The sequence below is a fragment of the Aerococcus agrisoli genome, from assembly GCF_003797145.1.
Taxonomy (GTDB): Bacteria; Bacillota; Bacilli; order Lactobacillales; family Aerococcaceae; genus Aerococcus; species Aerococcus agrisoli.
In genome coordinates, this window is record NZ_RKMG01000001.1 from 102,330 (window position 1) to 114,486 (window position 12,157).

7 protein-coding genes are annotated in these 12,157 nt (G+C 40.2%); 6 read left to right on the plus strand and 1 reads right to left on the minus strand.

Annotated features, from left to right (window positions below; all coding sequences use genetic code 11):
* The first annotated feature begins 1 nt into the window (after position 1).
* The 3 genes from EF384_RS00420 to EF384_RS00430 all read left to right on the plus strand — a co-directional run bounded on the left by EF384_RS00420 (position 2) and on the right by EF384_RS00430 (position 5,802).
* Complete coding sequence (locus EF384_RS00420) at positions 2–2,842, plus strand: ABC transporter permease (RefSeq protein WP_123779035.1); 2,841 nt, start codon at positions 2–4, stop codon at positions 2,840–2,842.
* Positions 2,843–2,967: 125 nt separating this feature from the next.
* Positions 2,968–3,204: a hypothetical protein gene (locus tag EF384_RS00425; RefSeq protein WP_094518148.1), complete on the plus strand. Its 237-nt coding sequence runs from the start codon at positions 2,968–2,970 to the stop codon at positions 3,202–3,204.
* Between the two features lie 216 nt (positions 3,205–3,420).
* Positions 3,421–5,802 carry a 5'-nucleotidase C-terminal domain-containing protein gene (locus tag EF384_RS00430; RefSeq protein ID WP_123779036.1) on the plus strand — a complete coding sequence of 794 codons (2,382 nt, stop codon included), beginning with the start codon at positions 3,421–3,423 and terminating at the stop codon, positions 5,800–5,802.
* A gap of 351 nt (positions 5,803–6,153) precedes the next feature.
* Here EF384_RS00430 and EF384_RS09925 read toward each other — a convergent pair whose 3' ends face one another.
* Complete coding sequence (locus tag EF384_RS09925) at positions 6,154–7,083, minus strand: AEC family transporter (RefSeq protein ID WP_094518150.1); 930 nt, start codon at positions 7,081–7,083, stop codon at positions 6,154–6,156.
* Positions 7,084–7,677: 594 nt separating this feature from the next.
* On the opposite strand from EF384_RS09925, the gene EF384_RS00440 reads away from it, so the two are divergent.
* The 3 genes from EF384_RS00440 (at position 7,678) to EF384_RS00450 (ending at position 11,881) form a co-directional block, all read left to right on the plus strand.
* Positions 7,678–8,859 (plus strand): ABC transporter substrate-binding protein, encoded by a 1,182-nt coding sequence (locus EF384_RS00440; protein ID WP_094518151.1) that lies wholly within the window; start codon positions 7,678–7,680, stop codon positions 8,857–8,859.
* A gap of 412 nt (positions 8,860–9,271) precedes the next feature.
* Complete coding sequence (locus EF384_RS00445) at positions 9,272–10,456, plus strand: ABC transporter substrate-binding protein (protein ID WP_123779064.1); 1,185 nt, start codon at positions 9,272–9,274, stop codon at positions 10,454–10,456.
* Between the two features lie 231 nt (positions 10,457–10,687).
* Complete coding sequence (locus EF384_RS00450; RefSeq protein ID WP_123779065.1) at positions 10,688–11,881, plus strand: ABC transporter substrate-binding protein; 1,194 nt, start codon at positions 10,688–10,690, stop codon at positions 11,879–11,881.
* The last annotated feature ends 276 nt before the right edge of the window (positions 11,882–12,157 follow it).

Consider the following 12,157-nt stretch of genomic DNA (forward strand, 5'->3'; position numbering starts at 1 on the left):
AATGAAATATAAGAAAATTTGGTTGGATGGTTTTCGTGAAATTAAGAATACCATCGGACGTTTTTTAGCGCTATTACTGATTATTGCCATGGGTACGGGTTTCTTCGTAGGTATTCGAGCAGCGGGGCCAGACATGATGGCTATTGCTGATAAGTATTATCAACAAGTGAATTTAGAAGACATGTCGATTCAATCAACCATGGGTCTGACTAGTGAAGATACGGCCATTTTGGATGATATAGATGGTATCCAATATGAAGCTTACGCCTTTGCCGATAGACAGGTTGCGGATAGTGAGGATTTAGTCCGTTTTTATCCCAACTTTAATGCATCCGGTGAGCTCAATCAATTTGCAGTGACAGAGGGTCGTTTGCCAGAAAGTAAGACAGAAATCGCTTTGGATAGCCAACTAGCGCAAACCAATGAATCTATTTATGGCATTGGTAAGGAGATTAGCTTATCCGATTTAGGTGTCACAGAAAGTGAAGATATAGAAGCGCCAGCCCTTTCTGAAGAAACCTTTACGATTGTTGGTTACGTGAATTCACCACTACAAATTTCAAATATCTCACGGGGTGCGACCAGTATTGGGGACGGGAAACTAAATGGTTTTGCTGTTGTTTCACCAGAGGTCATTACGGGTGATATCTTTACTAGTATCGCAATTGACATCACCGCAGCAGATAATTTAACAGCTTATTCAGATGAATACAACGAAGTGATTGCAGATAAGAAAGCGGAAATTGAAACTGCGTTTGAAGGTCGACCACAAACAGTCTATGATGAAACAGTCACCGAGGCTACTGAAGCAATTTCAAGCGGTCAGGCAGAGATTGATAGTGCACAAAAAGCATTGGCCGATGGAGCTAGCAAAATCAGCCGTAGCCAATCACAAATTGATGAGGGGCGGGATGCCTTAAATCGTCAACAAAGTGAAGTTGAAGCGCAATTACCTGAGGGGGTTACGCTAGCACAAGCCGGGTTATCTAGTGTAGTGGCACAATTAGAAGCTGGCTCAGCATCTCTGGATGATGCTCAAAGCCAAGTGGATTCAGCCCGCAAAACCTATGAAAGTGAAAGTATCAAAGCTAGCGAATCGCTCTCGTCTGCTGAATCTGAACTTGCTGAAGCACAATCGACTGTGGATGACTTGGAAGTACCTGTGTATCACATAAATGACCGCTCGAGTGTGAATGGGTATACCGCTTGGGAAAATAATGCCGCCAATATGTCAACAATTGGTCAAGCCTTTCCGGTTATTTTCTTCCTGATTGCAGCCCTCGTTTCCTTTACCAACATGCAACGAATGGTAACGGAACAACGGACACAAATTGGTACCTATAAGGCACTAGGTTATTCACCACGCGTCATTCAGATTAAGTATTTGATGTACGCCAGCATTGCCGCCATTTTGGGTATGGTCATTGGGATTCCAATTGGCAATTATCTATTCCCTAACATTATTGTGACGGCATTTGCGGATACGGTAGCTTTACCTGGCATGATATACACATGGCAAATCACGGACATTAGCTTAGCAGTATTGATTTCATTACTGACGACTGTTTTACCAGCTTACATCACTACACGCAAGACCTTGCGTGAACGTACAGCACCATTGTTACAAGCTGTAGCCGGTAAAAATGGTAAACACATTTTCTTAGAACGATTCAAAGGTTTTTGGCATAAGTTGAGCTTCCAATCTAAAATTACTTGGCGAAACATCTTCCTCTATAAGGGCCGTAATCTGATGACGATCATTGGGGTTGCTGGGTGTACGATGTTGATTGTAACGGGATTTGGTCTAAGTGATTCAATCTCAGACTTACCACAAGATCAATTCCAACAAATCAAAACCTATGATGGTTCCGTCACTTTAAATATGGATGCAAGTCAGGAAGAACGTGAAGCAGTTATTCAAACACTGAATAACCAGGAACAAGTAAATCAAACGCTAAGTTTACACCAAGAAGTAATGACAACAAATGATCCGGCAATCACCCAACAAATTGTGACTGTGATGGCTTTTAATCCTGAAAGTGATTTTGAAGATTTCTTCTTATTAGAAGATTTATCTAGCGAACAACGACTAGATCTACCGGATGATGGAATTTTGATTACGGCCAAGTTGGCATCCTTGTTAGATGTAACGACAGGAGACAAGATTGTACTAACAGACACCGAAAATGTGGAACAGTCTTTTGTGGTGAAAGGCATCGTGACGAATTATTTGGGCCACGATATCTACATGTCTGAACAATACTATGCAGATACATTGGGCACAGATGCTGAGGTGAATTCAGCCTTTGTTCAATTCGAAGCTGGCACATCAAACGATGATCAAACAGGTATCATGGAGAAGGTAAAAGATATGCCAGGAACGATTGGCAGTCAACTCAATGCAGGTTTGATATCAGACTTTGAAGAAACCCTTGCAGCCTTAGATTTAGTGACAGTTGTCTTAATTATTTCTGCTGGTGGATTAGCTTTTATCGTCCTTTATTCGTTGACCAATATCAATGTATCTGAACGGATGCATGAGTTGGCAACGGTGAAAGTACTCGGTTTCCGTTCACTTGAAGTGAGTATGTATGTGTATCGTGAAACCTTATTCCTTACATTGATTGGTATTATTGTTGGAAACTTTATGGGGTATGGCTTACTATCCTATATACTTGAAACAATATCTATTGATCAAATTTACTTCCCTATCGTGATTAATTGGGATTCCTATTTATTTGCTAGTTTCATTACCTTGGTCTTCTCACTCATTGTTATGGTATTCATGCATATCAAGTTGAAGAACATTGAAATGGTATCCGCATTGAAAGAGGAAGATTAATACAATCGAAGTACCATTATTTCTAATGAAAGTTTTAGGTTTGCAAAAATTGACAATACCCCTGAATGTATATAGAATAGGGTTGAACTGAATGTCAAGAAGGATTTACATTGTAGGAGATAATCATGTTGATGAATAGGGTAGCAATTGTGGTACAACCGGTCACTAAAGATCACTCAGGAGAGATTCGTGTCTTAGTGGATCAAACAGTATATAAAGCAAAGAGCGCCATTCCTGACGGAGAATTCATGCAGAACGAATTAGTTAAAATTTGTCGCATTGAGGACAATGTCGCTTATTGCCAACGTGGTATGCTAGACAAACAATATGATCAAGATATTGCCATGTCTACAAGCATGTAAGCATACTAAATAAATAATTATGAAAGACAGATTAGGGTAGACCTAGTCTGTCTTTTTTAATTATAATAAATGCAAGAAGCGGATGTGAAAACTGCGGAAATATTTGAATACACAAAAGGTTTACAAAACTTTTACACGATTCAAAGACAGATATTTACATTTTCACAGTAAGATAGTTGTGGGACACTTATTGGGATTTTTTCGGAGGAGGAAAACATGTCTAAGAATCATTTTATTACGACTAGTCGTTTTGTATTATCACTAACCGCAGCGGGTATCGTTGGTTTAACAACTACTCATGCAGTTCAAGCAGATGAAGTTGCCACTTCAACAAGTTCGCTAGCAGCTGAAGCTGTTTCAAGTGAAGTGACTACTGACGTTACTACCGAGACACCAACTGAAACAACCGAGGCAACAACACAAGCATCTGTTGTTGAGACGACTGCGGTTGAATCTGCAACACCAACTGAAGCAACTACTGAAACTGTTGTAGAAGCACCTGTTGTCGAAGAGATTGTGGCGGCTGAAGCTGTTGTGGCAGAGGATGTAGCAAGTGAACCAGTAGCAACTGAGGAAAAGGTTGTAAATCCTGAAGCATCAAGTGAAACAGATACTGATGGTGACGGTCGTGTTGATACCATTACGATTGCACATACAAATGATATGCATGGTCGTATTGAGCAAAGTGGTTCAAGTGTGATTGGGATTGCTAATGCCTCTCAATATTACGAAGAAGTAGGCGCAGATGTGGTCGTTGACGCTGGTGATGCATTCCAAGGTTTACCAGTATCTAACCATGATCAAGGTGCAACTATGGCGGAAGCGATGAACCAAGCTGGCTACGATGCAATGGCAGTGGGTAACCATGAATTTGACTTTGGTCAAGATGTGGCAACTGCCTATGAAGACAAAACAGGTTTTCCTGTACTATCCGTAAATACTGTATATGCTGACACACAAGAATATGTATTCACACCAAGTACTAACGTTAGTACACAAGGTTACAACTTGGGTGTTGTCGGTGTAACTACACCCGAAACAGCAACTAAAACACATCCTAATAATGTAGAAAATATCGAATTCTTATCACCAATTGAAACAACTATTTCTGAAATTTCACGCTTAATCGCAGACGATACAACAGTTGAAGATGCTTTTATCGTTTTAGCACATTTAGGTATTGATGCAACAACAAACGAAGAATGGCGTGCAACAGCTTTAGCAACAGCACTTGATGATGTTGAAGCTTTCAATGCATTCCAAATTGTCATCTTAGATGGTCACTCTCATAGTGCATATGCAGATGAACATTATGGTAACGTGTTATTACAACAAACAGGTACTGCATTAAATAATATTGGTTTGGTTTCACTTAATTTTGTAGATCCAAGCCAAACGAGTGGTCAATTAGTAGCTGCTAGTGATGTATTAACTTCATTAGGTTACGAGTTTGATGCACGTGGTAATGTGACAGTTGAAGGTCGTACTGATGAAGCGATTCAAGCAATTTTGGATGAAGCTAGTCTAGCTTATGAAGAAGAGACAGGTCGCATTATCGTTGAAGAAAATCCAGTTTGGTTTAACGGTGTACGTGAATATGTACGTTCACATGAAACAAATGCAGGTACCTATATCACTGATGCAATGGTTGAATATGGTCGCAATGGCGGTTTCGTAAACGCAACTGATTTTGCCATGATTAATGGTGGTGGTATCCGTGAACAAATCGCTGAAGGGGAAGCAATTACTGAAGGTGACGTGATCGCTGTTTTACCATTTGGTAACATCATTTCGCAAATTGAAGTGACTGGTGAAACGATTTACGAAATGTTCGAGTTAGCATACTCAGCAGCAACAATCACTGAACCATATACTTCTTCAGATGGTAATTACACTGTAGAGACAATTGATGAAGATTCTAGCTTACCTAGCCTTGCAGCTTTAGGTGGATTCTTACAAATTTCTTCTGATATCAAAGTATACTTTGATCCTACTTTAGCAGCGGGTCAACGTGTATTAGGTGTTTATGTGTTAAACCGTGAGACAGGAGAATTTGAGCTAGTAGCAAATGATACAACGGCTACATACTTCATGGCTACTAATGACTTCCTGGCACAGGGCGGGGATGGTTATACCATGCTTTCTGGTGAACGTGAAGAAGGTCCTTCTCTTGATCAAGTAGTGATGGATGCAATGGGATTTGGCTATGTAGATTTAGCTTCATACGCTGATCCATTACCACAAAATCAAATTATCCCAATCTTGACTGCGGATTATAAAGCCTTACTTGCAGCTGGTGAAGAAACGCCAGTTGAAGAGGAACCGACAACTGAAACACCGGGTGAAGAGGAACCGACAACTGAAACACCGGTCGTTGAATCAGGTGCTGCAACTACAGAAGATACAGAAACTGAATCTAATAAGGAAGAAGCGACTGATGTAACTTCAACTGAAGATGATGCAGAGAAAGTTGCTGTAGCAGCTGCAGCGACTGCAAGCTTACCAGAAACTGGTTATGCTGGTAACTTTGGTTTAGCAATCTCAGCAATCTTAGGTGGTTTAGGCCTAAGCTTATTCCCAAGCCGTAAACGTAAATAATGCAAAAAGACTGATGGACGTCTTATATAAAGATCCGTCACAATAAATAAAAAAGGCTGGGACAAAAGGCCTCTAAAAAGGCGTACACAATTCTTAATAAGCGTTGTGTACGCCTTTTACTTTGAAAAAATTCTTATACATTTTGATTGAAATATATCATGGGAACAGGTGTTAAAGTACTGAAAGTGTAGTTCCTTAGCCGTGAGAGAGGATGAAGTCGAGACCTTGGCTCGATTTCAAATTGAAAGACCTTGGCTTTCAATGGCCCCACGGCTTACAAGGAACGTACACTGTAAGGACAAAAAAGCTATGATTTTAATTCTTTGTCCTAATCTCTTTTTGCATGTACATTTACTGTAAACCAAGTAGGTTGATTAATAGTGGAATCGTGACGACTGAAACAAGGGTGGATAAGAACACATAGTTAGTTGAAAATTGTACATCTCCACCATAGAGTAAGGCATAGGGTGTAGCTACGGCTGGTCCAGGTGTTGCGATAATGACAATTAGGGTAGATAGAATAATCGCATTATCAATAAAGTTACGGAATAAGAGGAAAATAATAATTGGCAAAGCAATCATTTTGATAAACATCAGGGCGTATAACTTCGCGTTGGAAAAAGCTTGGCGAATGTTTGAATGGGCAATAGCCATTCCGATAACCATCATGGCAAGTGGTGTGGTTGCCCCACCAATCACGGTGGTTGTTTCTGCAATTAAACTAGGCAAGCGCCAATCCATCAGGAAGCAGATGAGTGAAGCTAGACCAGCTAAGAAGCCAGGTGACAAAAATAGGCGCTTAGTTAATTGTACAAAGTCTATGTTATGTTCACTATGTCTGCCCATGACCCAGACGCCAAATGTGTACACAAATAAATTACTGGGGATATTAATGAGAGAAGCATAGAACATAGCGCCCGTGCCATATAAGGCAAGAATCAATGGCAAACCCATAAAACCATTATTTTGGAAAACAGTCAGGAATTGTACAGTCCCCTCAGTGGCTCTTTGTACAACTATTATTCTGGGTACGAAGAAGGAAGCAATAATGAAGATAATCCAGGTGAGTGAAGCTATCACGAGAAATTCTAAGGCGTCAGACTTGGTGCCTAGTTCCCCCGAGGCATTAATTGTGGACAGGATGAGGGCTGGCGAGGTGACAACCGTAATCATTTGGGAAAGGTCGTTTTGAATATGGTCACTGAATATATGTTTTCGTTCAGTAAGGTGGCCTAAAAACATGATGATAACGAGAATCATCATTTGCGTAACGGACGTCATAACTCCACTCCTTATGTTGAATTTATTTCATTATATCAAACAATTTGCATGTAAAATGAGGAAAAAATCAGCTTCATAAAGATAGCTTCAATAGCTAAAAAAACCGGCAAATAAAGCAATTAAGGTCAATGTTTAGCAAATAGGATGGACGGGGTTTTGATCTTAAATGATAAAATGGTTAAAAATAACATTGAAAATGGCCAGAAATTTTGTTATATTGGATGTAACGCATAGATTAGGAAAGGGGCGAGGTTACGTATGTTTGCGGAAAATGAAATGAAGTTTGATGCGATAGCCTCAAACCAAGTACCAATTTCAAGTACATCTTTATTATTATTATTAGCTTAGTTAGGATTCTACACGATTTGGTAGGGTCCTATTTCTCATGAAATATGGGCCAAGCTAATCAGCCGGTTGCTCGTATTTCACGAGTAACCGGCTTTTTTGTTTCGTCTAACCAACGAAATCAATGATGGTACTTGCATCTATGAGGTTGATTACATCCGATAGGCAAATTTTATAAAGCGTAAGACACTTTAGCTGACTGATAGAAAAAATGTAGCGGTGATAGGTTCAAGCAAATAGGAGAAAATTATGAATAATGCAATCGTAAAGAAATTCGGGATGGTTATGGCATCAGCAATGATGATTGTGGGTTGTGGTAGTGTAACGCAAACTTCAAGTACCGCAACCAACGCGGATGACAGTGATACGATCGTAGTTGGGGGTAACTTTGAATTAACAGGTGCTGTTGCTGCCTACGGGAATGATATTTCCAATGGTGCTAAATTAGCGGTTGAGGAAATTAATGCCAATGGTGGCGTCAATGGTAAACAATTAACTTATGTCGAGGCAGATAATAAATCAGATTCTAATGAATCGGCAGCTACAGCGACACGTTTAATTGATGAAGAAGGAGCTTCTGTCATCATCGGCCCATCTACAACGGCTAACTTTGAGGCCCAAGTTAATCCAGCTGAGACAGCTAAGGTACCTTTCATTGGACCAGCTGTAACAAGTGATGGGGCGACTACGGACGAAAATGGCGACGCTTATGATTATGGTTTTTCCGTTGCCTTCTTAAATTCTTTCCAAGGTGGCGCAATTGCCCGCTTTGCTAATGACAAAGGTTTCCAAAAAGCGGCAGTCCTACAAGATAATTCAGCTGATTATGGTCAAACGTTAGCAAGTGAATTTACGGATGCCTTTGAAGGCCAAGTGGTTTCCACAGAATCTTATGTATCAGGGGATAGTGATTTTAGCGCGATTCTTACCAATATTAAGGGTCAAAATCCCGATGTTATCTTTATTGCGGGCTACTACACAGAGGCAGGAACAATTATTAAACAAGCGCGTGAAATGGGCATTGAAGCCGCGATTGTTGGACCGGATGGTTTCGGTTCAGAAGAATTGTCTGCACTTGCCGGTGAAGACAATATGAATGACATCTACTACGTGTCACATTTTGCAACTGGTGAAGATGCACCACAAGCAGCACAAGATTTTTCAGCCGATTTTGAAGAAACATATGGTAAAGCACCGGATGCCTACGCAGCACTAGGTTATGATGCGGTAAATATCTATGCTGCAGCAGTTGAAGCGGCGGGTACTACTGAAACAACCGCAGTTGCTGAAGCCATCGCAGCAACCACAGATTTTGAAGGGATTACAGGCACCATCACCATGAAAGATGATCATACACCAAACAAAACTGCTTCCATTCAAGAAATTCAACAAAATGAAGTGGTAGGGTCAACTGCCGTAGCACCGGAATAAGGGGTTATGTGAGATTATTTCCGTATTATTAAATATTTCTGTGAAAATTTGAAATTTTAACTTGAAAAGATGACATAGGTTTGTTATATTATGGACAACTCATTAAGAACAAATTAGAAAAGGGTGGTGAAATCAGATGGGTTTATTGGTAGAAAATAATACGCTATGTAAAGCATATCTTGTTTCAGCATCTCAGGCGAAAATTATTATTTTGATTAACTAAGTGGATTCTACATTAGAGTAGGGTCCTATTTCCCCATCAGTGAGGGCCTTAGTTAAACGGCGGCCCCCATGATTAGGGTCGCCGTTTTTATTTATCCTTAAACGGCGGATAGTAATTTTTGAACCACTATTTGTCGACTGACATGAGCCAAAAATATTGAAAATAAATAGTTCTGGGGAGGACTTTATGATGAATTTTAAAAAGATGGCTTTAACTTTAGTCTCAGCGTTAACTTTAGCAGCCTGTGGTGCGGCAACGTCTACTACTAGTGGTGCGGGTACAACTGCAGACAACGAAACTTTCAATGTTGGTGGTAACTTCGGTCTATCTGGTGCTTTCTCTGCTTACGGTACTGCAATCAATGATGGTGCTACCTTAGCATTCAAAGAAATCAATGAAAATGGCGGTGTATTAGGTAAACAAGTAAATTACGTTAGCGTCGACAACAAATCTGATGCAACTGAATCTACGACACAAACTGCTCGTTTAATCGATGAAGAAAACATTTCTGTATTAATCGGTGCGGATACAACAGGTTCAACTGAAGCACAAATCCAAACTGCTACTGACGCAGGTGTACCTATCGTTGCACCAGCAGCAACAGGTGATACCTTAACTTTAGATGGCGACGGTAATGTATTAGAATACGTATTCCGTGTGCCATTCCAAGATGCTTTCCAAGGGGCAGTTCTAGCTGAATTTGCCAACCAAGAAGGCTACGGTAAGGCAGCAATTATTCAAGATAACTCTTCTGACTACGGTCAAAACTTAGCAGCAGAATTCGAAAAAACTTTTGAAGGTGAAATTGTTGCGACTGAATCTTACGTTTCAGGTGATACAGATTTCAACTCAATCATCAGCAATATTTCAGCAACTGATCCAGATGTAGTATTCATCGCTGGTTACTACACTGAAGGTGGTCCATTAGTGAAACAAGCACGTGAAGCTGGTTTAGACAGCGTTGTCTTAGCTCCTGATGGATTCGGTGCGCAAGAATTTATCGATTTAGCTGGTGCTGACAACGTAGATAACGTTTACTACGCAGCTCACTATACAACTGGTGAAGGTGCAACAGATAAAACTGCTGACTTTATTGAAGCATTCAACGCTGAATACGGCGAAGATCCTAACATGTTCGATGCTTTAGGTTACGATGCAGCGTACTTAGTTGCAGATGCAGCTGAACGTGCCGGTTCTGATGATCGTCAATTAATTACAGACGAATTAGCAGCAACAACAGACTTCGAAGGTGTAACTGGTACATTCTCAATGGATGAAAACCACAACCCTATGAAAACTGCATACATCATTGGTTTAGAAGATGGTAAAGAAGTATCAACTTCTGCAGTATCTCCAGAAGACTTACAAAACTAGTGAAACATACACTTGATTAAATGAAGAAGGGTGGGCTGAGGCCTACCCTTCTTTTTGTGTATTTTGGTAAAATAGCAACCGTCAACAAAACGGAAGCGTCAATTGACGTATTTCATTGTCTATTTACATTAGAATTAAATTAAAATTCACCTTGAATTTTTCAAATAAAGTCAATATAATAACTGTAGTCTTATTTTTATTGTTCCAATTAAAAATTTGGAGGAATAGATGATGAAAATGAATAAATTAATGTTAACGTTGGGTTCTTTACTATTGTTAGCGGGCTGTGGTTCAGTGACGCAAACATCAAGTACAGATAATACGAATACTGGTGATGCCAGTGAAACAATTAAGATTGGTGGTAACTGGGATCTTTCTGGTGCCGGTGCAGCCTACGGTGGGCCAGCTAATGATGGGGTGAAATTAGCCTTTAAATTAGCCAACGAAGCCGGTGGTGTGAATGGCCAACAAATCGAATACGTTGAAGCTGATAACCGGACTGATGCCAATGAATCGGCAAATACGGCAGCACGTCTATTAGATGAAGAGAACGTACAGATGATTATTGGACCTGCAACTACGGGTGCTTTTGAAGCACAAATTCCAATTGGTACGAGTGCTGAAATTCCTATGATTGCGCCTGCAGCAACGGGAGATTCACTAACTGTTGATGATGAAGGCAATACGTTGGATTATGTGTTCCGTGTGGCTTTCCAAGATGCCTTCCAAGGGTTAGCATTAGCTACTTTTGCCAATGGTGAAGGTTATGAAACGGCAGCGATCATCCAAGATAATTCAACTGACTACGGTCAAAATCTTTCAGTAACCTTTAAAGACGCCTTTGAAGGGGAGATTGTTGCAGAAGAATCTTATATTGCTGGAGACACTGATTTCAATGCGATTTTAAATAACGTTGCGGCTAACGATCCAGACGTAATCTTTATAGCTGGTTACTATTCAGAGGGTGGTCCGATTGTTGGGCAAGCGCGTGAAATGGGCATTGATAGTGTGATTTTGGCACCAGATGGGTTTGGTAGCCAAGAATTCGTTGATTTAGCCGGTGCTGAGAACGTAACAGACTTCTACTACACATCACACTATACAACTGGTGAAGGTGCGAGTGAAGAGAGTGCAGCCTTTATTGAAGCGTATGAAGCTGAGTATGGCGTAGAGCCTGATATGTTTGCAGCCTTAGGTTATGATGCTGCGAATCTTGCGATTGATGCAATGACGCGTGCAGAATCATCTGATCCAGCAGCTGTTACGGCAGCGATAGCTGAAACAAAGGATTTTGCTGGAGTAACAGGTACATTCTCATTTGATGACCAACATAACCCAATCAAGACAGCATATATTCAAGAAATGCAAGATGGCGAAGTTGTGGGTACAACTGCAATTTCACCAGAAGATATTGCAGCACAATAGTTTTTATTGAATCAACTAGTGGTTTAATAGCTAGAGGGGTGTTCTTAGTGAAATGCAAACATTGTACATGTTTGGCATTTACCTTGAAGAACAACCCCTCTTTTTTTGCAAAAAAGGGGAAAGTTAAGCGTTATCATCCATAAAAATCAAGCGTTTCAAAAATAAGATTAGAAATGTATTAAAAAGCATTGCATTAATTTTGGCGTATTCTTATAATGAAAACAGTCTTATTCTTTATAAAATTTGCGGAAATGAAACATTTTTATCGGTAGTGAA

Bases quoted from the DNA above. Each gene is read 5' to 3' on its own strand.
- EF384_RS00420 (WP_123779035.1), top strand. From the start codon at position 2: ATGAAATATAAGAAAATTTGGTTGGATGGTTTTCGTGAAATTAAGAAT.
- EF384_RS00425 (WP_094518148.1), top strand. From the start codon at position 2,968: ATGTTGATGAATAGGGTAGCAATTGTGGTACAACCGGTCACTAAAGAT.
- EF384_RS00430 (WP_123779036.1), top strand. From the start codon at position 3,421: ATGTCTAAGAATCATTTTATTACGACTAGTCGTTTTGTATTATCACTA.
- EF384_RS09925 (WP_094518150.1), bottom strand. From the start codon at position 7,083: ATGACGTCCGTTACGCAAATGATGATTCTCGTTATCATCATGTTTTTA.
- EF384_RS00440 (WP_094518151.1), top strand. From the start codon at position 7,678: ATGAATAATGCAATCGTAAAGAAATTCGGGATGGTTATGGCATCAGCA.
- EF384_RS00445 (WP_123779064.1), top strand. From the start codon at position 9,272: ATGAATTTTAAAAAGATGGCTTTAACTTTAGTCTCAGCGTTAACTTTA.
- EF384_RS00450 (WP_123779065.1), top strand. From the start codon at position 10,688: ATGAAAATGAATAAATTAATGTTAACGTTGGGTTCTTTACTATTGTTA.